General features: G+C 46.3%; 16 protein-coding genes. 8 read left to right on the plus strand and 8 right to left on the minus strand.

Annotated elements, in window-relative coordinates; all coding sequences use genetic code 11:
* Positions 1 to 11: 11 nt before the first annotated feature.
* Entirely contained in the window at positions 12 to 983 is a 972-nt protein-coding gene (locus tag HGO26_RS00360) for a hypothetical protein (RefSeq protein WP_168822564.1), read from the minus strand.
* Positions 984 to 1221: 238 nt separating this feature from the next.
* On the opposite strand from HGO26_RS00360, the gene glnE reads away from it, so the two are divergent.
* Positions 1222 to 4077 carry a bifunctional [glutamate--ammonia ligase]-adenylyl-L-tyrosine phosphorylase/[glutamate--ammonia-ligase] adenylyltransferase gene (gene glnE / locus HGO26_RS00365; protein WP_168822565.1) on the plus strand — a complete coding sequence of 952 codons (2856 nt, stop codon included), beginning with the start codon at positions 1222 to 1224 and terminating at the stop codon, positions 4075 to 4077.
* Between the two features lie 104 nt (positions 4078 to 4181).
* The gene (locus HGO26_RS00370) at positions 4182 to 5153 is read left to right on the plus strand and encodes a GGDEF domain-containing protein (RefSeq protein ID WP_168822567.1); all 972 of its coding nucleotides are present in this window, start codon (positions 4182 to 4184) and stop codon (positions 5151 to 5153) included.
* 76 nt (positions 5154 to 5229) lie between these two features.
* Here the strand turns inward: HGO26_RS00370 and HGO26_RS00375 are convergent, their stop codons facing one another.
* On the minus strand, positions 5230 to 6189 hold the full coding sequence (locus HGO26_RS00375) for a sodium-dependent bicarbonate transport family permease (RefSeq protein ID WP_168822569.1): 960 nt from the start codon (positions 6187 to 6189) through the stop codon (positions 5230 to 5232).
* Between the two features lie 138 nt (positions 6190 to 6327).
* Here HGO26_RS00375 and HGO26_RS00380 point away from each other — a divergent pair, with 138 nt between their 5' ends.
* Entirely contained in the window at positions 6328 to 7326 is a 999-nt protein-coding gene (locus tag HGO26_RS00380) for a LysR family transcriptional regulator (RefSeq protein ID WP_168822570.1), read from the plus strand.
* Between the two features lie 123 nt (positions 7327 to 7449).
* Here HGO26_RS00380 and HGO26_RS00385 read toward each other — a convergent pair whose 3' ends face one another.
* The gene (locus HGO26_RS00385) at positions 7450 to 9075 is read right to left on the minus strand and encodes a methyl-accepting chemotaxis protein (RefSeq protein WP_168822572.1); all 1626 of its coding nucleotides are present in this window, start codon (positions 9073 to 9075) and stop codon (positions 7450 to 7452) included.
* Between the two features lie 582 nt (positions 9076 to 9657).
* Positions 9658 to 10944, minus strand: a complete 1287-nt coding sequence (gene zapE / locus HGO26_RS00390; protein WP_168822574.1) for a cell division protein ZapE — start codon at positions 10942 to 10944, stop codon at positions 9658 to 9660.
* Positions 10945 to 11225: 281 nt separating this feature from the next.
* Here zapE and HGO26_RS00395 point away from each other — a divergent pair, with 281 nt between their 5' ends.
* Entirely contained in the window at positions 11226 to 12023 is a 798-nt protein-coding gene (locus tag HGO26_RS00395) for a bactofilin family protein (RefSeq protein WP_168823050.1), read from the plus strand.
* Positions 12024 to 12067: 44 nt separating this feature from the next.
* Here HGO26_RS00395 and HGO26_RS00400 read toward each other — a convergent pair whose 3' ends face one another.
* Positions 12068 to 13633 carry a M16 family metallopeptidase gene (locus HGO26_RS00400; protein ID WP_168822576.1) on the minus strand — a complete coding sequence of 522 codons (1566 nt, stop codon included), beginning with the start codon at positions 13631 to 13633 and terminating at the stop codon, positions 12068 to 12070.
* Entirely contained in the window at positions 13630 to 15048 is a 1419-nt protein-coding gene (locus tag HGO26_RS00405) for a M16 family metallopeptidase (protein ID WP_168822578.1), read from the minus strand. The genes HGO26_RS00400 and HGO26_RS00405 overlap by 4 nt, the downstream gene beginning before the upstream one ends.
* A 216-nt stretch (positions 15049 to 15264) precedes the next feature.
* On the opposite strand from HGO26_RS00405, the gene HGO26_RS00410 reads away from it, so the two are divergent.
* Positions 15265 to 16092, plus strand: a complete 828-nt coding sequence (locus tag HGO26_RS00410; protein WP_105251567.1) for an N-acetyl-ornithine deacetylase — start codon at positions 15265 to 15267, stop codon at positions 16090 to 16092.
* A 92-nt stretch (positions 16093 to 16184) separates the two neighbouring features.
* On the opposite strand, the gene HGO26_RS00415 is transcribed toward HGO26_RS00410, so the two are convergent.
* Positions 16185 to 17099 carry a L,D-transpeptidase family protein gene (locus HGO26_RS00415; RefSeq protein ID WP_168822579.1) on the minus strand — a complete coding sequence of 305 codons (915 nt, stop codon included), beginning with the start codon at positions 17097 to 17099 and terminating at the stop codon, positions 16185 to 16187.
* 875 nt (positions 17100 to 17974) lie between these two features.
* Between HGO26_RS00415 and HGO26_RS00420 the strand changes: the two genes are divergently transcribed.
* On the plus strand, positions 17975 to 19705 hold the full coding sequence (locus HGO26_RS00420) for a potassium/proton antiporter (RefSeq protein WP_105251569.1): 1731 nt from the start codon (positions 17975 to 17977) through the stop codon (positions 19703 to 19705).
* Positions 19706 to 19796: 91 nt separating this feature from the next.
* On the opposite strand, the gene HGO26_RS00425 is transcribed toward HGO26_RS00420, so the two are convergent.
* Positions 19797 to 20723 carry an LpxL/LpxP family Kdo(2)-lipid IV(A) lauroyl/palmitoleoyl acyltransferase gene (locus HGO26_RS00425; RefSeq protein WP_168822581.1) on the minus strand — a complete coding sequence of 309 codons (927 nt, stop codon included), beginning with the start codon at positions 20721 to 20723 and terminating at the stop codon, positions 19797 to 19799.
* 103 nt (positions 20724 to 20826) lie between these two features.
* Between HGO26_RS00425 and hldE the strand changes: the two genes are divergently transcribed.
* Complete coding sequence (gene hldE, locus HGO26_RS00430; RefSeq protein ID WP_028761811.1) at positions 20827 to 22257, plus strand: bifunctional D-glycero-beta-D-manno-heptose-7-phosphate kinase/D-glycero-beta-D-manno-heptose 1-phosphate adenylyltransferase HldE; 1431 nt, start codon at positions 20827 to 20829, stop codon at positions 22255 to 22257.
* Positions 22254 to 23081: a hypothetical protein gene (locus HGO26_RS00435; RefSeq protein ID WP_168822583.1), complete on the plus strand. Its 828-nt coding sequence runs from the start codon at positions 22254 to 22256 to the stop codon at positions 23079 to 23081. The genes hldE and HGO26_RS00435 overlap by 4 nt, the downstream gene beginning before the upstream one ends.
* Positions 23082 to 23127: the final 46 nt, after the last annotated feature.

Consider the following 23127-nt stretch of genomic DNA (forward strand, 5'->3'; position numbering starts at 1 on the left):
GAAATCCTTAGTTACTTGCCCCGGCGCACACTGCGGGTCGTGCGATTGCTGGAATTGCGGAAACTGCTGTCTTTAGCATAGTTAGATCGAAACTTACTGTTCGAACTCTTGCTCGCACTTGTCGTGCTGGCCTTAGGTGCGCTGGTACTTTCACGGGATAACGCCGTGCCACCAGTTCGCGGCTTAGCATAAGGGCTGTCAAAGCGCTTGCCTTGTGAGTCGAAACGTTTTTTCGTTTGTTCGAAGGTCTTATTTTGCGCATCCGCTTGTTTGGGTGAGGTATAGCGATAACGACCTACGTCATTGTAATAGCTATAACCTCGGTTACCCGACCAACGATCGTAGGAAACTGGGCGATTGAAGACATTCGAAAACATCGAATACATGCCATACCAAGCCCAAAACGAAGTGCCGCTCGAGTCGGTTTGCCAGTTACCGTAAGAGGGATTGCCGACCAGTTGACTACCAGGGCCGAAATCTTCACCGCCATTGGCTAATGTTGCGGCCTCACGGCTAATCGCATTTACGCGAGCTAGTTTGCCGTCGGACATATCGGCGACCACGTTGACGGGATCAGACAACATATCGTTAAACAGACTGGGATCTGCGGCTTGATAAAGATTTTCTGCTTCGGCCAGCTGTTGATCGAGATCAGCAAAGTTACTCGCCACTTTCGATTCATCTAAACGACGTTTTAGCGAGGTATACATGGGACCTTGGGTACCAGAATCCTTTGCTAATTCATCGAGTAAGGGTGCTAAATCGGGTTTCTGTTGCTTTAGCAGTGTCGTGTATTGGTTTAAGAGATTAGCGTTACGCAACTGGCCGTCATCGATCATCGTCGTGAGCGTAGCGAGACGTTGCTGTGTGAGTTGTTGATACTTCGCGATTTTATCCGGTCTGTCATCGCCACAACCCGTCAGCGATAGCGAAACGGCTAAAAAAAGTATCGATGTGAGAACACGGGTTAGCATTCCTGCCATGTTTTCTCCAAAAGGTAATGAAATAAAACTCAAATACTTGCAGGCAATAATAATCCGCTTGCCCAATATGCCTGCCGCGCAGGTTATAGTACCCTTAAATGCCACAGATAAAAGTGTAAACCTTTATTTGTGTGTTACATCAGGTAGCTGCAAGTCTCGTCGAACATAACATGATGTGGCGTCAATCTATATCATTTACGACATAATATGTCGATAGCTAAATTTGTTAGGGATTATTATGACCATGCAAAAAGGCAGTAATAAGTCATTGTCTATTCTTATTAATCAAACCGCTGAACGCAATTGGCTGCGATTAGAGGAAGCATGGTCCGAAGGACTTGCGCAATTAACGCCTGCTCAGCAGCAAGAACTCAAAACGGTTTTGGGACTCAGTGATTATGTGGCGGCTCAACTATGCCGACATCCCGAGTGGATCGCTATGCTGTTTGCGGGCGATTTAAGCCTGATTGATCGTAAAAACTTTGATGTTGATTTACATGAAGAACTGGCTAGCACGACCACTGAGGAGATGGCTAAAACCACCCTGCGACGGTTTCGTAACTATCAAATGGTGCGTTTAGCTTGGCGTGACTTTTTAGACTATGCCAGTTTAGAGGAATCCTTGCTTGATCTGTCGGCGCTAGCCGAAGCGTTAGTAATCTGCGCCCGCGATTGGCTCTATAAAGATATGTGCGCTCAATATGGCACGCCGATGGACAAAGAAGGGAATCCGCAACCGCTACTGATTTTAGGCATGGGCAAGTTAGGCGGCCGCGAGCTTAATTTCTCCTCCGATATCGATTTGATTTTCACGTTTCCTGAGCATGGCGAAACCGTCGGCGGTCGTCGCAGTTTAGATAATCAACAATTCTTTATCCGCATGGGGCAAAGGCTAGTGAACTTGCTCGATCAAGTCACAGTCGATGGTTTCGTGTTCCGCGTGGATATGCGTTTGCGCCCCTACGGTGAAAGTGGCCCCTTGGTGGTGAGTTTTAGTGGTCTTGAGGATTATTACCAAGAACAAGGGCGAGATTGGGAGCGTTATGCCATGGTCAAGGCGCGTGCGCTCGGGCCTTGGAACCATTTCTCCGATGAACTACACAGCCTCCTGAGACCCTTTGTGTATCGCCGTTATATCGACTTTTCGGCAATTGAATCCCTGCGGAAAATGAAGCAACTCATCGCGCAAGAAGTGCGGCGCCGTCATTTGACCGACAATATTAAACTCGGTGCAGGCGGTATTCGTGAGGTCGAGTTCGTGGTGCAAAGTTTTCAATTGATCCGTGGCGGCCGTGAGCCTGCGTTGCGTCAGCAGAGTTTATTCGGTGCTATCGATACGCTTTACAGCTTAGGGCAGTTTGAATATTTGGCGGTGGATGAGCTTAAACACAGTTATTTACTGCTGCGCCGGGTTGAGAATCTGCTGCAAGCCATTGACGATAAACAAACCCAAACCTTACCGAATAATCCATTGGATTGGGCTCGATTGTGCCATGTACTCGATATGGCTAATGAGGTTGATTTACGCACTCATATTGAAGCGGCAATGAGCAAAATCCATCGTCATTTTAAAGCCACAGTGGGCGGCGAAGAGGGCGAAGAAAAAGCTGAACATTGGACGACGCAGCTGTGGAACATGCAAGACCTTGATGATGGGATCGCGTTGTTGGCCGAACAGCAAATTGATGATGACAAGCTGTGCCCTATGCTCAGCAGTTGGCGCGAAACAGTGACTAAGCGTTCGATTGGTCCACGCGGGCGAGAAACCTTAGATAAATTAATGCCAAGATTATTGGAAGAATTGATTAATCAACAGAGTCCATCGTCAGCTTTTGAGCCCGTGTCTAAGGTGCTGGAGCAGATTTTAACTCGCACCACTTACCTTGAGCTTTTGTGTGAAAACCCTGGTGCGCGGCAGCAGTTAGTGAGCTTGTGTTGCGCCAGTCCTTGGATTGCCGCGCAGTTGGCTAAATTCCCCATGTTGCTCGATGAGCTTATCGATCCGTCGCAGCTCTATGACACGACCTCCATCGACGATTATCCGAGCGAGCTGCGTCAGTACATGATGCGCGTGCCCGAGGATGATATGGAGCAGCAAATGGAAGCGCTGCGACAATTTAAGCTTTCACAACAACTTAAAATCGCCGCAGCCGATGTCACGGGTGTTTTACCCGTGATGCAAGTGAGCGATCACTTAACTTTTTTAGCCGAAGCTATTATCGAACAAGTGGTGATGCAGGCGTGGCAACAGGTTTCAGTGCGCCACGGCGTGCCAGCATACCTTGAGGGCAGTGACACAGGCTTTGCCGTTGTCGGTTATGGCAAGCTCGGCGGGATTGAATTGGGTTACGGCTCCGATCTCGATTTAGTTTTCTTGTGTGAAAATAAAACAGAGAACGGCCTGACCAATGGTGATCGCCCGATTGAAGTTGGTCATTTTTACCTCAAACTCGCCCAGCGCATTCTGCATTTATTCTCGACTCGCACCACTTCGGGGGAGTTGTATGAAGTGGATATGCGCCTGCGTCCTTCTGGCGCCTCGGGTTTGATGGTCAGTGAGATTGAGCGTTTTGGCGAATACCAAGCTAATGAGGCGTGGACTTGGGAACATCAAGCTTTAGTTCGCTCGCGTTTTGTTTTTGGCGACAATAGTTTAGCGGTTAAATTCAGTCATATTCGCGCTTCAGTATTGGAAAAGCCCCGTGATAAAGCTGAGCTGCAAAAAGCGGTACGTGAGATGCGTCAGAAGATGCGCGATCACTTGCTTAAAGTCAGTGATGGCATGTTTGATTTAAAGCAGAGTCCAGGCGGGATTGCCGATATTGAGTTTATTGCCCAGTACTTAGTGCTGGCTAATGCTCACGAGTATCCAGAGCTAACGATTTGGTCTGACAATGTGCGGATTTTTGGTGTGTTAGCTGAGCTTGAACTTTTGCCAATGATGAGTGCCCAGCATTTAACTCAGACATATTGCTTACTACGGGATGAAAATCATCGACTGACTCTGCAACAAAAGGCGGGGCAGTTACCAGTGTCAGAGGTAGAAGACCATGCTGAGCGGGTGTTAAACATTTATCGTGCTGTGCTCGAATAGTGCAGTCTTTAAGGGGATTAAGGCTGATACGAATTTCAGCCTTAACACCGCAAGAATACACCATTTAGGCTAGAGTTTAATGAGAGCAGTTAGCTGAGAGTGCCATGCAATTACCTACAATTCCTGAAAACGAGCTGCAACGCTTGGCTACGTTACGGGCACTTAATGTGCTCGACACCGATGCCGAGGAACGTTTCGATCGTATTACTCGGCTTACGCGCAGAATTTTCTCCTTGCCCATCTGTGTTGTGACCTTAGTAGATGCCGATCGGCAATGGTTTAAATCCCGTCAAGGATTGGAGGTGACTGAAACACCTCGGGAAATTTCATTTTGTGGACATGCGATCAATCATGACGGCATTTTCATCGTGAACGACGCCCTCAAAGATCCCCGCTTTAGTGACAATCCTCTGGTGACTGAGCAGCCGCATATTCGCTTTTACGCCGGCTATCCCCTCACCATTCACGAGCAATATCGGGTGGGTACTTTGTGTTTAATCGGTACTGAACCGCGGGATTTTACGGCTGAAGACATTGAAACCTTAACGGATTTAGGACAAATGGTAGAGGCTGAATTACTCTCTATCGCGCAAAATACCTTAGATCCCTTGACGGCTATTTCGAATCGACGTGGTTTTGAATTACTGGCCCATCAGTCACTGGCGAGTTGTCGACGTACCGAATCTGAGGCGGCCTTAGTATTCTTCGATCTCGACTTTTTTAAGGAAGTGAATGACAGCTTTGGTCACCTAAAGGGCGATCAGGTGTTATATGATTTTGCCCATATCTTAATGACCGCTTTTAGGGAGTCGGATGTGATCGCAAGGCTTGGCGGCGATGAGTTTGTGGTGCTGCTAAGTTTTGTGCATAGCGATACAGTCAATCGGGTTATCGAGCGTTTTAAGCAGTTACTGGAGCAATATAATCAACAGCATCCTAAGCAACATAGATTGGCGACCAGCATAGGTATCGCCCATTGGACACCGGATTCAGATATGAGCTTAGAGGATCTGTTAGATTCCGCCGATAAAGCTATGTATCAGAATAAAGCTACACATCATAGTGATGCATCTTAAATTGTTTACGCTTATGCCAATGAAAAGGTGGCAATAATGTCTCCCTTTTCATTGGACTTTATTCGGCGAAGAAGTACTAAGCTGTAATGAGCGTTACCCAATGTTGATATAAGGGTAAGCCAATTAGCACGTTAACCGGAAATGTGATCCCGAGTGAGGCTAGCATAGCCAGCCCTATATTGGCTTCGGGGATTGCGGCACGAATGGCAGCTGGCGCTGCGATATAAGATGCGCTGGCACTTAATGCCGCTAACACTAAAATGCTGCCTGAAGGTAAGTCCAGCCAAACACCTACACCAATACCACACCAAGCCAATACAAAGGGCGCTACGGCGGCAAACATTAATAACCGCCATTGTTTAAGTGGTAGCGGCAAACAAACTTTGGCCGTTACTAAGCCCATTTCCAGTAAAAATAATGCCAGTAAAGTTTTGAATCCGCCTAGTAGCACAGGTGTAAGCGGCGCAAGTCCCGTTGGGCCGTAAAGCCAACCTATCACCACACCGCCAAGGAGTAAGACAACGCCACGACTGGTTAAGGCTTCGTGCAACACGCTCGATTGTGATTCATTCTTAGATGATGTTTCAATTGCTTTTTTGGCACTTAAGTATCTGTGTAACCAGAGCATTACGACAATAGCAGGTAGTTCCAGCAGCACGAGATACAGGGTCGTTTCTGGCCTTAAGATCAGCCCAGATTTTTCAACCATAGCCATCACCACCGCAAAGGTTCCCGCACTGACGGAGCCGTAATGGGCGGCAATACTAATTGCATCGGTATGGCCAATGCGAACCAGCCGGGTTAGTACAGGGTATAAGGCCAAGGGGATAATCAAACCTAAGGCAACAACTGCTAACAGCTCAGTGATCACTAAGTTTTGAGTGTGACCGTGGAGCGCCATTCCGCCCTTTAAACCTAAGGTAAGCATTAACAGTATGGATAGGGTTTCGTAGATCGCGGGTGGGACTTTAAGATCTGACTTCACAAGGCCAGCTAACAGGCCTAAGGCGAAAAATGCAATGACAATATCGGGCATGGGTATCTCATTAAGTTTGACTTTTAAGCGGTGTAAAACGCGCTTGCTTGTCGAGTGATCCTGATGGCTGGTGATTTTGGACCTAATTAGTTATATTGAAAAATAAATTGTTTACCACCTAGGTATAGATAATTGTCTATGGATAAGCGTTCGTCATCGACTCAGCTTAAATTGCGGCATTTGAGTTTTCGGTTACTGCAGGTGTATGTGCAAGTGGTGCGGTTAGGTAATATTTCCGCAGCGGCGAGGGCATTGCATTTAACTCAACCCACAGTGTCATTACAGCTTAAAAAACTGGCCGATGTGTTGGGCGAGCCATTACTCGAGAGTCGTGATGGCCGCATGTTACCGACCTTGATTGGTAATGAGTTGTACCGCGCAGCCTGCGATACCTTGAGTCGTTTTGAGGATTTCGATGCTTTTATGCAGCAGGCTAAAGGTGGCAGTGTCGGTCACATTAATATCGGTATTGTCACTACCGCAAAATACGTGTTACCACGGATTTTAGGGGCATTTTATCGGCAGTTTCCACAGGTTAAAGTGACCTTAAACATTGGTAACCGTGCCCATGTATTAGGCAGATTTGAACGTCAAGAAGATGATTTATACCTGTTCAGTCATCCTCCAAGTGGCGATAACGTGTTATCTGCACGCATCATTAAAAATCCGCTGCAACTGATTGCACCAAAGGAGCATTGGGCTGTGGGTCGTGAACAAGTGAATTTTAACGAGCTTAAAAATGAGCGTTTTATCGTTCGCGAACCGGGATCAGCCACCCGCTTAATGTTCGAGTCTTGGTGCAGCGGCCAAGGCATCACGCTCGGTGACACTATGCAAATCGAGAGTAATGAGGCGATACGCTTGAGCGTCGCGTCGGGCTTAGGTTTGTCGGTGATTTCGGCGCATACCTTGCAAGAAGGGCTCGAAAAACCTGCAATTCTAACTGTTACGGGTTTTCCGCTCGAAAGTAACTGGTATCTAGTTGGCCGTAAAGATCGCCGTTTGCCCTATGCCGCCATGCAACTGGTGGACTTTATGGCGGCGCATTTGGTCGAGTGTATCGAGCCAGAATGGGTTGCCACTGATATCAGTGAACTGGCTATGCACTTTAATCATGCACCGCAAACTCGGTCCTAGCACTCTTGAGTCTCGCTTGTATTATGGAAGCTTTATTAAACTAGATCATAGCGTTATGCATTGAGGGTAACTGTTGAACACATCTTGCGCCATTACCCTCAGATTCCATTATAAAGCGATACTCTAGACTTTAAATCGCGTCAGTAGATTGTTCAGTTCAACGGCGAGTCTTGAGAGTTCATGTGCCGAGGCACTGGTTTGCTGTGCCCCCGCAGCACTTTGGCTGGCAAGATCACTAATATTCACAATGTTTTTATCGACCTCACGTGCGACTTTCGCTTGCTCTTCGGCGGCGCTTGCGATGACCATGTTGCTGTTATTCATCGTACTGATTTGACGATTTATCGTGTTTAATGCATCCCCTGCCAATCTTGCGACTGAGAGTGCCTGTTCAGCCTTTTGACCGCTGTGCTGCATCGACTGCACAGCCGTTTCGGTGCCGTGCTGGATTTTGTTAATCATGTCTTCAATTTCACGGGTCGAGGACTGAGTGCGATGGGCTAGGGCACGAACTTCATCAGCAACAACCGCAAAACCACGGCCTGTATCGCCCGCTCGCGCCGCTTCAATGGCTGCGTTTAGGGCCAGTAAATTCGTTTGCTCAGCAATGGCGCGGATCACATCGAGAACTTTACCTATATCCCTCGCTTGAATCGCTAAGGTTTGAACAACCTGTGAACTTTGCGTCACATCCTGATTCATGTCGATAATGGCTGCGACAGTCTGATCTACCTGTTTTTTACCTAATTCGGTACTGCGGGCGGTTTCTTCAGAGGCTTCTGAAGCGAGCACCGCCGTATTGGCTACTTCATCCACTGCCGAACTCATTTCGGTAATCGCAGTTGCCGCTTGCTGTATTTCATCATTTTGTTGCTGTATGCCGCGGGAAGCATCTTCAGTGACTGAATTGAGTTCTTCGGCGGCGGAGGCGAGCTGGCTAGAGGAGTTTGCTATATGGGATAAAGTGTCGCGCAGATTTTGCTGCATTTCAGCTAATGATTGCATCAGTTGACTGGTTTCATCTTTACCCTCTGTGCTGATTTTCTGCGTTAAATCCCCCCTTGCGACTGCCACTGAAATGCCTACAGCTTCCTTCATTGGCTGCACGATACTGCGAGTTAAAAATATTGCCACTACAAATGCAGCGATTAAGGAGCCCACTATCATAATGCTGTTTAGCCATTTACTCTCGTCGTAGGCTTGTGCAGTTATTTGACCTTGTTCCTTTGCATATTCAGTATTCAAGCTGCCAATGCTAATGAGCGTCTTTGTCATTTTTTCGGCTTGCACTATCATGACATCATCCATGATCCGTTTAGCTTCGGCTGCATCATTCGCCTGTAGCTTGCTGATCATCTCATCTTGATGCTTTAAATACAGATCAAGGCTGCCACTAAATTCTTGATAGAGCTCCTGCTCACCTGGCAGGCTAATTAAAGGCTCATAGTTTTTTTGATCCGTTTTAATACTCTGGCGGATTTGCCTTAATGTATCGAGTCCTTTGTTAAGTTCTGCTGCCGAATTTGCTAATAACAGGCGAAATGTAAACACCCTAGCGCGCATCACATTGAGGTTGATGCTCGACAGACTGACCAGCGTAGGTAGGGTATTATCTTCAATTTCTTCTGCAGTGGATCGCATGGATGACATTGTCTGTAATGACATGATTCCTTGAAGTAGCAACACAAGAGCAAGTAATCCAAACGCAGCAATTAATCGTGAGCCAATCTTAAATTGTCGTAACCACATAAGTTAATCGTCCCTGTATTTAAAAGAGTTCCGTTTAAGGCTGTTCTTAATATTTTCTAGCGAATACTTCGAACTAAGTGTCATGGCGCTTATTCAGAATCATGAGTCTTTAGTTGATTGCATAAACTATAGATTATATTTTTGAGCTTTTATGTTGCAGGTTGTAAATTTGATCGATTTAAACCTATAGGCTGTAAATTAGAACAATTGAAACTAAGTTACACCGTACCTTAAAACTCAAGGTTAGCAACAGCTAGAAGCAAATTGAACGTAATGAGTCATTTGGTTGTGTGGATTGAATCGATTATGGAGGATGGGTTTTATATTTTATGTATTTGATTTTTAATTATTATAATAGTTTTTACTGTACTAGTTTGTCTATGATTGCAGATTTTCAATTTAGGTACTTATTCATCTTTCTAGGCTTGTATCTGCAAATAGCGTATTTGACTTGTTATATTCTTAATACATGAATTATCTTGTCACTAATTGTTCCTCGAATTTTTATCGTGATGGTTAACTTCTCGCTTATCAATATTAGGCTTTTGGTCTAACTCAACAGAGCGATAAATCGCTAATGTTTTACGGCCATTCACTTCGACTCATTGCTATTAATCGACTGTAGGTGCGGTGGAATTCAAAACTGAGTGCGCCACCTTGATAGAGTTCACTCAGTGGCACGTCGCAGCTGAGATATAAGCTGACATTTTGATCATATAACTCATCAATTAAGCTGATAAAACGCCGTGCTGGGTCGTCGTTGGCCGCATAGGAGAGTTTGCGCTCGCCCGTGGCTGCAGCTTGGTTATCACCTGTACCGTCCTCTGTACCGCGGGCACGGATCCAGCTTTTTACTTCGCCGCCTAATTTGGGAACGCCGCTCACCATTAAGATCTTAAATCGGCTGGCGATTTCGATATAATCGAGTTGAGATCTCGGGCCGTCACACAGGGCATGAAAGTCGAACCAAGCGACTGAGTTGCCTGTTGGTGCTATAGCGGCGCGGATCACTGGAATTTCACGGTTGCAGATGGTGAGGCTAGCATTACTCATTCTGCTATCACTAATGCCAATAGCGCTCATACTGAGTGTATTTGGCGTTAACCTATTCACTAGCTTATCAAAAATCTGCTCAAAATCGAGTGTTCCGGTAATGCCGATATTGCGGGAAATCGAGGCGTTCACTTCAGCGCTATCAATGCCAATCTCGTTGTTTAATGAAGCATTGATGGCGTGCATCCTATGGTCTTGGTTGCCATTGAGATGCAGCATTTGAGTGTGTGTTTGCAGCAGTTGGATGCAAGGTAAAAATCTGTGCCTAGCTAGGCCGTTCTCATATAAGCGCTCAATAGGAATATTTGAGGTGGCGACCAGCACCACACCTTGTTTGAATAGGCATTCAAAGAGCCCAGCGAGTATCATGGCATCGCCAATGTCCGAGACAAAAAACTCATCGAAACACAGCACCTTGCACTCTTTTGCGAGATTTTTAGCTATGAGAGTTAACGGATCTCGTTTACCCGAATGTTCGCGTAATGCTTGGTGTATCCGTGCCATAAATCGGTGAAAATGTAGTCTTAACTTGCCTTCACTCGGCAAACAATCGAAAAACAAATCCATCAGAAACGTTTTGCCCCGACCCACATCGCCCCACAGATACAGACCTTTGATTGCTTGTTTGTTGATAAGGGGAAAGTGTGCTGAATGTGGCCGTAGCATCAACTGCTTAAATAGTACATCGAGCGCCAACACCGCCTGTTGCTGCGCGGGATCCTCAATGAGATCTATGCACACCTTGGCGCGATACGCTTCAAGTGGTGTCACGATTGGGGCTATCGATTGCGAGCTAGCGGAGTTTGAATGTGCCATGTCGGGGTCTCGTTGGCGGTTTGTTTTCGGTGTTTGCTGCTAGTGTGTTCTTTAGCTTTGTTTTAGCGCGATATCAGTACTCACCTTTTTGAGGCATCCTGTTACTCATATTCAGGTACTCGGGAGCCATATGGCAAGATGCGCAGGGTAACATAGTCGCTGACGTGACTTAAGTCCCGCTCTGAGGCTTAGGTTAAATACTAAGCGAAACCAGTGCTTTATTCTCGAGGACTTTTACCATAACATCTTTGTCACAAAAATAATGATATGGAATGAATCCTATGGCGAGTAAGGGCAATGGCATTACGGTTATCAGTGCACAAACCTTGATTGAGGGCGACATTCAGTTAGAGAGCGCGGCATTCATTGCGGGTAAATTGCAGGGCAAGATTAGATCAGCAGGACAAATTAAGATCGAACTTGGCGGCGAGATCTCTGGTGAAGTCAGTTGTCATGAGCTGCGGGTTTGTGGCGTATTTCGCGGAAGAGTCTGTTGTAATAAGTTGATTATTACCAGTTCTGGTGTGGTTGACGGTGAAGTCGCCAGTCATCAGATGGAGATTTACGAAGGCGGGCAGTTTATGGGTCAGCGTATTAAAGGTCCTGAACTTGATGCCTTGCCGGACATACTACAAGCACTCGCGCCAATAGCTCAACGCTCGGATGCGCATTTATATGCCAGTGAAAGCACTTTACTAAGAGGTGAACATCTGGCGATTCGCCCTTGGCTGTATGTTGCTGTGGCAACTGTCGTCATAGCGTTAGGTTTTAGTTTTGGACCCGAGCAATTGCGTGAGTGGTTACCGAATCTTAGTGACAGCCCGCTGAAAACTGAGGTGTCTCCGGCAATCGAGGGGCTTAAGGCAGTAAATGGTATGGCTCCTGATCAACCTGCTACGCCAAATAGCGCGAATGCCGACAATATGGCGGTATTACCGGCAGCGGATCCTGATCCGCAGATCATGCAGCAGGATTCGGCGATGGAAGATTTACAACAAATGGAACAAGGCCATGAACAGATGACGCAGGGTGATAATGGCGCACCGCCTGCCAGCGACAATGCGACCAATAAGCTTTAATCTGTCGATCGCGCATTTGAATCTTTTAGAAGGATTATTTGGCTTTAGTTGTCAGTTAGGCCAACCTTGACCCTTTCAAACAGCCACTCTGGTAGCTTAGTTTTTAAGTCAGGAAGAATTCGATCAACATCGCCCCGCAAAATAATCAATGGATTACCACTAAAAGCCGCGTTTGCTAACTGTTGTAGCCTTTCGGGCGTTAGAGCCTGTAATCCTGCATTTAGCTGCTGAACTTCAATTTGAGTTAATCCTGTCGCGACTTGGTGGATATATTGGTTTTCACGTTGAATGCTGTTGTCTTGGCTGAGCAAATCTTCACCGATCAAATAGGTTTTAAGTGCATCGATTTCACCTTGGCTAACACCTTGCGTCTTAACGAGTGTTAGGTGATCTACTATCCCCACCACAAACGCGCCCGTGTGTTCTATGGCTGTACTGCCATAAAACTTGATGCTGCTGGAGAGCGGTGCATTGGCGCACTGGCCGTAGATGCCATAGGTGAGGCCGCGTTTTTCCCGTAAATCATAGTAGAGTCTGCCCGAAAAACTGCGGCCCATGAGTGCGGATAAACTGCGACAGCTTAAGGCGACTTCCTGTGGGTTCAGTTGCTGCTGAGTTGATGCATCACTTAGGACATGATCTATGGCATAACCTAGGCGGACTTGGGTTTGCACGCTGCCCGGCGCATCAATAAGGTAAATCCTCTTGATTTGCTGAGGCTTTACTGTCTCTGCTTTATCCGCTTTCCACACTGAATTAGGCAATATTGGCCACAGTTTAAGGCTAGCTTGAAGGTCAAATTTAGCTTTATTTGCCAAAGAGTTGGGTAGAAAAAGATGCCACTGTGCTTGTGTTACCGCCTGCTGTTGGATTTGTTGTAGTTGCCTTAGGCTGAGTGAATCGAACAATGCATTATTATTGATCACTCTATTGTAGGGATGTTCAGGGCCGAGCAGTTTATCGCGCCACACTTTATCTATCTCGGCGCCACTAAAGGCGTTTAAGTGTTTATTGAGCTTGAGTTGACGGCGAATATTGTCGACATCGACGGGGGCGGTTGTCGCATCAACAAAGGCATCTGGCTGCCAAAATTGCAGTAGTAAGCCGTAGATATGGTTAACATCGTCGGGGCAAGTGAGGCTTAAATTAATGCTGTGCAAGCTGACACGCATATTGAAAGTCTCAAGACAGGGATCTGCGCGGCTAATGGCAAGTGCGCGGGCCTTTTCTTGAAAGGCAATCTGTAAAATATCAGGATTATTGAAGGGAACTTGCGGGCTCACTGCCGCTAAACTGACCCTGTTGCTCACACTGTTATTAATTTGAACTGAGGCAAGGTGATGTAACTGATAGGGTAAATCCAATTCGGTATGGACTTCATCGGTAAAAATTTCATCCGTTACGGGGATAATGACGCCGCTTTTGGGTAAATGATTGTTCAAAGAGCTAGGCAAAGAATGGGCTAAAGAGTTTGGCGTTTCAAAATGGGCCAAACTCGGCGGTTCGCTCGGCGTGAAGACGATTTGCGTCTGCTGGCAGGCGTTTAGTGATAAAGCCACAGCGCAGAACATTAAGCCTTGTAGCTGCTTTGACATTGTCTGAGTCGTCATAATACCGCATCCTCTAAACTGTCACTCATATCGTTAGGCAGCCATTCCAGTAGCGTTTTACCCCAGCGAATATACCAAGGTGGCAGTAGGTCGACTCGGACATAATCTTGGTTGAAATACCGTTTTGCGACGCTTTGGATATCGTCGGCCGTGACTGCGTTGATCCGTTGCCACTGCGCTGTAAAGGGATGGTCTTTATCTTGAGCCGATGTTGCGGAAAGCTTGATGGCTAAGGCCTGCGTGTCATCCAGTTGTTGTAATTGATTGTTTAACCACACTTGTTTAAGTGTGCAAAGACTTGCTTCATCCAGAGCATCTTGCTGCGTTTGTGCCACAAGTCCCAACACTTTTTGCACTAAGGCATCGAGTGAGGTCCGTGCCCGTGGAACCAGGACGATATTCGCTATGCCATGATTTTCTAACTCAAAGGGCAGGGAGTAGCTGAGCATTTGTTCGGGATTATGCAGACTGAGTTTAGCGAGTGCACTGGCGGTGTTTTGAAATAAATAACCTTCTAGCAGCCGAATTGCCGCAGCATCGGGGTGATCTTTACCTACGGTATGCCAAGCGAGCAGTAATCCGGGCCAAGGTCCGCGCTCATCCACTAACTCAGCATGTACTTGTTTAGGTTGGATTGTTAACTCAGAAAATTCAGGTTCAGCAATCGTTGGCCTAGACCAAGCCGCAAAATCTTGCTCAATCCATTGTCGGGTTTGTGGGCTTAGTTTGCCGACAAGGGAAAGCTGCATCGCATCGGGACGATAATAAGCACGGTGAAAGGCCGTTAGGTTTTCTGGCGTGGCTTGCAAGATATCTTCGCGACTGCCAATAATACCGTGACCGTAAGGAGTACCTTTTACTTGCTCGAGTAAAAACGTCATCGCGCTGCGGATATAGGGCTGATTATCTATGGTTTGTGCCATTTCCTGCAGTACGGTTTCCTGCTGATTTTTAACCGTAGTGGCGTTAAGGCTAGGGCGGATAAAGCGCTCGGCTTCGAGATATAAGCCCAGTTCTAATGCTTGGTTTGGCAGCGTCACATAGTAGTTGGTGTAGTCAAAATGCGTGCTGGCATTAAAACGTGCACCTAAAGCACTGAACTGCTGAGCATAGGTATCGCCGGGGGCATTTTCACTCCCTTTAAACAACATGTGCTCAAACAGATGGGCGTAACCGCTCTGACCTTGGGCTTCGTTGCGGGCGCCTAAATTAAATTGGCTGGCGACTGTGACTGTCTGTTTATCTGCCATGGGCAGTAATCGCACTGTTAGGCCATTTTGTAGCGTATAGGTCTCTATATTCGCTTCGAGCGCATATAAGGCTTGCGCATCTTGCTCGGCGCGGCATTGGGCCTGTAGCGTATGACTGAAAACACTGGCCGAAATGGCGATAAAAAAGGTGATTTGAGTGTTCATAAGTGCGTCCTGCCGAGCTTATTTTTTAATTCGTTAAATGTCTTACTCAAGCTGGATACCATTAACGACAGGCAATTGATACATTCGCAGGTATCGATACAGATTGCACCACTGTCGACGACTGCTCGGATTTCATCGAAATCAGTTGAATAGCATTCAGTTTTTGAAAAGAACTGCTATGATGGCACAGTTCTTTTTCTGGCATAAGTACAAGATATGGTAAGCAGATCTCCGTTCGAATCCTTTCAGTGGAAAAGCGATATTTTTAACTGTGAAAGCACTGATATTGATAATTTCTATCTGCTGCTTGAGCAGGAAATGACCCGTTTGGGCATGGTTGAGAAAACATTGGGTGAAGTGGGTAAATACGATGTTAGCTTGTATCAGTCACCGGCCGCTAAGTCAGGCTTACCTTCTTTATTGATCAGCACAGGATTTCATGGCGAAGAATCTGCAGGCCCATGGGGTTTGTTGCATTTTTTGAGTGAAGCTTCAGCAGACCTATTTGAACGGGTGAACTTGAGTTTATTGCCTCTCGTCAATCCTACTGGATTCAGTCGTGGTCATAGATTTAATAAATACGGCGAAAATCCAAATCGTGGTTTTGTATTTGAGAACGGTAAACCTAAAGCGAATGAACATACATCGGTTGAAGGTAAGCTATTGTTAGAGCACGCACAGTTACTGCTTGCTGCGAGCCGAGACGGTATTTTAACTTGCCATGAAGATGTCTTGAGTCGTGAAGCCTATGTGTATTCTTTTGAGCCAAGCCAAGTGCCTGGACGTTTTAGTCTCGATCTGCGCGATACTTTAGGTGGTTATTTCCCGATTGCGGTAGACGGTGAGATTGATGGGTGTCCTGTTAAGGATGGTTTGATCTTCAATCATTTTGATACGTCTTTTGAAGCTTGTTTAGTACGAAGTGGTGCTCGTGTCGGTGCTTGTACTGAAACGCCTGCGTTGCAAAACTTCGATCAACGCGTATTAGCAAACAGTGCTGCTATGACTCACTTCTTGGCCCTGTGTGCACCTTTATGTGATTGATATTTTAGTCTATTACGTTAGTGAATAGCCTGACATGACAAAAAAATACCCGCAGATTGCGGGTATTTTTTTAGGTGATATTCGCCAGTGAATTATTGATTAATTCGCATTGGCACACCAGTACGTTCATCGAGTAGCTTCTTGATCACAGAAGAATCAGTGTCAGCTTTAGCGATAAACTTAGCGATCTCTTTTGGCAGTGATATCGCAACGGGCTCATTTGATTCAAACTCCGCCACAGTGCGAGACAATGGTTGATGCACGGCTAAGTAGCGTTTACCGTCTGGCTCTTCGGTTGCTTTAATCGGCTGGTTCACGAATTGTACGCGGGTGCCCACTGGGACATTCTTGAACAAGTGCTCGATATCTTCATGGCGTAAACGCACACAACCTTGGCTCACACGTAAACCGATACCGAAACTCGCGTTAGTACCGTGAATCGCATACAAGTTGCCGATATACAGTGCATACAGTCCCATAGGGTTGTCTGGACCCGCTGGCCATACTGCTGGCAGGATTTCACCCTTAGCAGCATATTCTTTACGAATGCGCGGTGTGGGTGTCCAAGTTGGATTCGCACGCTTGCGTTGTACAGTGGTCACCCAGTTTTCTGGTGTGTCTTTACCAATTTGGCCAATACCAATAGGCAACACTTCAACAGTCTTTTTGCCTTTTGGATAGTAATACAAACGCATTTCAGCCACGTTGATCACTATGCCTTCACGGGGAGCGTTTGGCAGGATCAATTGCAATGGAATGATCAGTTGGCTACCTGGTTTTGGCAGAAATGGATCCACACCTGGGTTAGCTTCGAGTAAGTTACTGAGACCAAGCTGGTATTTGGCTGCGATATCTTCGAGAGTGTGTTTACCCTCTGGAACCGTATAATACTGGTTCTCGCCAATTAGCCTGCTTTGGGCGGCTGGTAAAGGATATTCCGTTGCTAAAGCGGACAGACTAGGGAAAACCAAAGTCAATAATAAAGCTGTGGTGCGAAGCATACTCATAAGCGGATACTACGATTCCTGTTAATAAAAAAGCGTGTTTAACGCAGCTTTCTCTCTTAAAACGAGAGCGGCAATTTGATGAGCAAAATGCACTGGCGCGCGAAGCTCGCATCCTTCCTTATTTTGGACATTATTTCAACTGAAATATGATCAGTACGGCGTATTTATCGCTTAAATTTTTGTTTTAACGGTTTTCCTTGGCAGCGTCAATTGTCAGTATTTAGTCTTATCGTTAAAACCTGCTGTACTCAATTGTCTTGTGTATGCCTTCCTGCTTGATGAAAAAATTAACCAATCTAAAACGCGTCTGTTTGAATGGCGAGCATGTATGGCGTTACTGGAACTGAATTGATTTATTTTGGAAAACAGTGTGTGGTCCTTTTCTCACAAGGCTATTGCTCATCGGATAAAGTGAATTTAAATCATCTCATTGGCAAATAAATGGAGTTAAAACAATTAGCTTAAGGATAATGTTCAAATATTCACCCTTTACACGACATTATTTTATCTGGCACTAAATTGGCTATGATACCGTTAGTTTATACAGGTTTGTGAGCTGAGTTTTGCTTGAATGATTTGAGTTTACGTTCAGTTTGTTATTTTTAACTATTTGATATTCATTTATTTTAATGCTCATTAAGTCGTGTGGTGATGTTCTGCTATCCTTTAGGTTTTACGTTAGCCTTTATCTAAAGGTTAATAGAAAGTTGGTTTTATGACATTTTTTATGTAGATGATTGAAATTTAATATTTAACGCTCCAATAATTCGATATTTTTGTGCTAATATAAAATCATAAAATTGTGAGTTGAGTCATTTTTAACCTCGGTGATTTGTCTATCGTTTAACTAAACAACCTGTATTAAGGAGGCGTTTGTGGATGCAGATTCCATCAATAGTTTTTTTCTGATTGGCGCCTTGCTTACAGCAGTGAGTGTTTTACTTAGTCCTATGTCTTCCCGTTTGGGCATCCCTATTTTATTGATTTTCCTCGCTGTGGGTATTTTGGCTGGCGAAGATGGCCTTGGTGGAATCCAGTTTGATGATTATTCAACTTCCTATTTAGTCAGTAACTTAGCCTTAGCGATTATTTTACTCGATGGCGGTATGCGCACCCGCGTTGCCAGTTTTAGGGTGGCGCTATGGCCTGCATTATCGTTGGCGACCTTTGGCGTTGCCATTACGACCAGTATCACCGGCATGATGGCCGCATGGTTGTTCGACTTGCATTGGTTGCAAGGTTTGCTGGTGGGCGCGATTGTGGGCTCGACCGATGCCGCTGCGGTATTTTCCCTGCTTAAAGGGCGTAGCCTTAATGAGCGGGTTGGTGCGACCTTAGAAATTGAGTCCGGCAGTAATGATCCCATGGCGGTATTCTTAACCGTAACCTTGATTGCCATTCTTGCCAATGTCGACAGTGAGTTGTCCTTCAGCTTTATGCTTATTAGCTTTATAAAGCAATTTGGTCTGGGGATCTGTTTAGGTTTGGGCGGCGGCTGGATGCTGTGGAAGCTCGTCAATTTAAGCAAGTTAGCTGATGGTCTGTACTCTATTTTAGTTTTAAGCGGTGGTCTGATTATTTATGCTGCGTCCAACAAACTGGGTGGTAGCGGTATTCTGTCGATTTACTTAGTGGGTCTGTTCCTCGGCAATAAGCCAACCCGTGGCCGTCATGCGATTTTGAACGTACTGGATGGTATGACTTGGGTCAGTCAAATCGGCATGTTCCTCGTATTAGGGTTATTGCTTACCCCTTCAGATTTAGTCGATATCATGATCCCAGGTTTTGCTCTGGCATTCGGAATGATTTTATTTGCTCGCCCTGTCGCCGTATGGATCAGTCTATTGCCATTTAAGAGCTTTAGCAGTCGCGACCGCTGGTTTATTTCTTGGGTGGGGTTACGCGGCGCTGTGCCTATCATCTTAGCAGTATTCCCTATGATGGCGGGCTTACCGGGTGCTCAGTTGTACTTCAACTTAGCCTTCTTCGTTGTATTAGTGTCGTTGCTGGTTCAAGGTGCATCTTTGACCACAGCAGCGCGTTTAGCTAAGGTGGAACTGCCCCCAAAGCCGTTACCCGTTTCGCGCTCGGGAGTTGAAATTTACCCGAGCAGCGAATGGGAAGTGTTTGTCTATCGTTTGAGTGAAAGTAAGTGGTGTATTGGTGAGCCGCTAAAGCGCTTGGCTATGCCAGATGGGACACGGATTGCGGCGGTATTTAGGGATGACACTTTGCTGCATCCATCGGGTAGCACTCGTCTCGAGGCGGGCGATATACTCTGTGTGCTGGGTCAGGAGAAAAGTTTAGAAGCCTTGAGTAACCTCTTTAGCCAAGCGCCAGAAAATAAAGAAGTACAACGATTCTTCGGTGATTTCTTTATTGAAACAGACGTTAAGCTTGCGGATCTCGCGCCTATTTATGGTTTGAGTTTAGATAATCTCGCTGATGATATGACAGTCGCAGACCTTGTGGTATCTCAGCTTGGTGCTAATCCTGTACTTGGGGATCAGTTCCACTGGCAGTCGTTGCATTGGGTGGTGGCGGGGCTGTATGAAGGTAAAGTCACTAACGTAGGTATTCGTTTACCGACTGAGAATGCGCTCTAATCCTATGTGCTAGATGGTCCTTACTATCGAAAGTTACCATAAAAAATGCCAGCTTATTTGCTGGCATTTTTGTATTCAAAGCTAATTGAGCTTATTGATATAAAGATTTGTCCGTTGGGTCGGGACGGGTCTTAAAGCGGCGATGTAACCACATATATTGGGCGCGGTTTTTATCTATGATGGATTCAATAATCTTGTTACCGCGAATCGCGTCGGCTAATTCATCTTCGCCGGGAAAATTATCCAGCGGTGGCATCACTTCAATTCGATAGCCTTTATCATCTGTAGTACGTTCCACAAAAAAAGGCAGGACTTTGGCTTTGCCGAGTTTAGCTAACGTGGTGGCACCGGTAATCGTTGCCGCATCTGGCATGGCATAAAATGGGATAAATACCGCACTGGAACGGCCAAAGTCTTGATCGGCCGTGTACCAAATCACATCGGGATTGCGTAGGCAGCGTATCATTTGGCGCAAGTCGCGTTTAGAAACGAGACCTTTATTCGAGCGTAAACGGCCTTTGACCTGCAGGTATTCCATCACAGGATTATTGTGTGGGCGATAAACCCCCACGCCGGGTTGGAATTGGCCGAAGATACGTGCGCCCATTTCCAGCGGCAAACAATGCACGGCAAAGAGAATAACTCCGTGGCCAGCATTTAACGTGTCTTGTACGTGTTCTTCGCCTTTGATACTCATGTGCTGCTGCACTTTTTCATCGGGCCACCACCATGCATTGATGGTATCGAAAATGGCTTTGCCCGTTTCTTCAAAGTTACGCGTGAGTAAATCTTCTCGCTGTGCTTCCGTCATTTCAGGGAAACAGAGGGTCAAGTTACGGCGCGCTGTGTGGGTGCGGCCAGCTGCGAATTTCATCACTAAGCGACCCAATCCCTTACCCAGCGTCATCTGCCAAGGAAGCGGTAGAAGTTGAGTTAAACGCATCAAAAATACGCCAAACCACATGGGCCAATGCTTAGGATGATATAAAGAAGATGAAAACTCGGCTTTCTCGACCACAAAAATACTCACTACTTTTGAAAATTACTGCTCATTCTAACTCAATTTTTGCTGAAAATTAGGTACAATCACGGTTTAATTTCTGCATAAAGATAAGAGCACTATGAAGGTTTCTCTGCCAGCATTTGAAAAAGCCAGAGTGTTAGTCGTCGGCGATGTGATGTTAGACCGCTATTGGGTTGGCCCTACGGGACGTATCTCCCCTGAAGCCCCCGTACCTGTGGTGAAGATTAATCAAGTCGAAGACAGACCCGGCGGCGCGGCCAACGTGGCGCTCAATATCGCGACCTTAGGAGGGCAAGTCCAACTTGCCGGGCTCGTCGGCCAAGATGATACTGCCCATGCCCTAACGCTCGGTGTGCAAACTTTAGGGGTTGAACCCCAATGGTTAAGTATTGCTGATAAACCAACCATCACTAAGTTGCGGGTGTTATCACGAAATCAGCAGCTTATCCGCCTCGATTTCGAAGAAGCCTTCGACAAGGCCGATAGCGTGCGTTTATTGAAACAATCCGAGGCCTTACTCGATTCTGTCGATGTTGTGGTGTTGTCCGACTATGCAAAGGGCGCTATCGATCAGCCGCGAGATTTTATTGCATTAGCGCGTTCGAAAGGTGTGATGGTATTAGTCGATCCTAAGGGCAGTGACTTTGGTCGTTATCATGGCGCGTCGCTAATTACCCCAAATATGAGCGAGTTTGAAGCAGTTGTTGGCACTGTGACCTCTGAAGCCGACCTGCTGGAAAAAGCCCGTGGCTTACTCAAGCAACATCATTTTGATGCCATTTTAGTCACCCGCTCTGAAAAGGGCATGACCTTAGTGACCGCTAATGCGCCTGAGTTGCACATTCCTACCGTTGCCCGTGAAGTCTATGATGTGACGGGTGCTGGCGATACTGTGATTTCAGCCTTAGCAACCTCATTAGCCGCGGGCGCCGATTTACCGCAGGCTTGCGCAATTGCGAACACCGCCGCTGGCGTTGTGGTAGGTAAACTTGGCACTTCTACCGTGAGCCGCATTGAGCTTATTGAAGCCCTAGCTTTGCACCATGGAGAATCGGGTTTTGGGGTGGTGAGTGAAGATCAACTGGCCTACGCCTTAGAGCAAGCCAAACTACGCGGTGAACGTGTGGTGATGACTAATGGTTGCTTTGATATTTTACATGCGGGCCACGTGAGCTATCTTAAACAGGCGAAAGCTTTGGGCGATCGTTTGATCGTCGCGGTAAATGATGATGCCTCGGTTAAACGCCTCAAGGGTGAAGGCCGTCCAGTTAATCAGGTTGATCGTCGTATGGCTGTGCTCGCTGGCTTAGCTTCTGTCGATTGGGTTGTGCCTTTTAGTGAAGATACGCCGCAGCGCATCATTACTCGATTGCTGCCAAATCTACTGGTTAAAGGCGGCGACTATAAGCTTGAAGATATCGCGGGTGGCGCTGAAGTGATTGCCGCAGGTGGCCAAGTGCAAGTGCTGGGCTTTGAGGATGGCATATCAACGACAGCGATTATACAAAATATCATGGCGAATCAGTGAGCTTAGTCGCTCTGGCATTCGCATCTAGCCTGACTTGGACGCCCATTGCCGATAAGCAGGCTTTGATTTGCCCTTTACCAGAGCTTGGCACTTGCTTGGCATTATTGCCAGAGCAAGTGTTGGCGCAGCTTCCTGCAACACTCGAACAATTTAGGCTTGATTTAGGCCGCAGAAGTGCCATGGTCATACCCGTCGATGACAATAAGATTGCGGGCCTAGTCTTAGTGAATGAGCAGCGGACACCGCAAGTACAGTTAGCCAGTGTCGATATGGTGACCTACCAATTACCTTTGCTTGAACAGCCGCAATTAACCCTATGGCATGAGCTCGGTCATTTGGAGAACCTTGCTCTGCAAGGCTCTGTGTTACCGACTCACTTGAGTGCATATCAACATGAATGGCTAGCTGACATTTATTTGGTTTGGCGTATCGCACGGGAGAAAAATGATTTTGCCTTGGCGTGGCAGCAATACCACAGACGCAATCTTGATGCATTAACAAGCCCGCAATACTTGTCGCATTGGAGTTCGCCAATGTTGATACAAGTGTTGCATCGATACGATGTTGCTCAAGTGGCTAAATTTGCCGAATATCGGGACTTTTTAACGAATTTTTACCCTAAAGCCGAGCAATTAGAGCCGAGATTATTAGGTGAGTATTCGAGCTTAATGCAACGCACTTTTGGCGCGAGTGTATTGCAACCCCTTCCTGAATATCTATTTTGGCGAAAAGCTGATCTTGGACACTATCTCCAACCGACGTTCGTTTTACTCATGGGCGAAGAAAAAGCACATAACTGGTTGGTACAAAATTCAATGTTATGAATGTGTTAATTAAATCGGTGGTGAAGCCTGTTTTAAACTGAACCCT

It is taken from the genome of Shewanella oncorhynchi (assembly GCF_012584455.1).
GTDB classification, from domain to species: Bacteria; Pseudomonadota; Gammaproteobacteria; order Enterobacterales; family Shewanellaceae; genus Shewanella; species Shewanella oncorhynchi.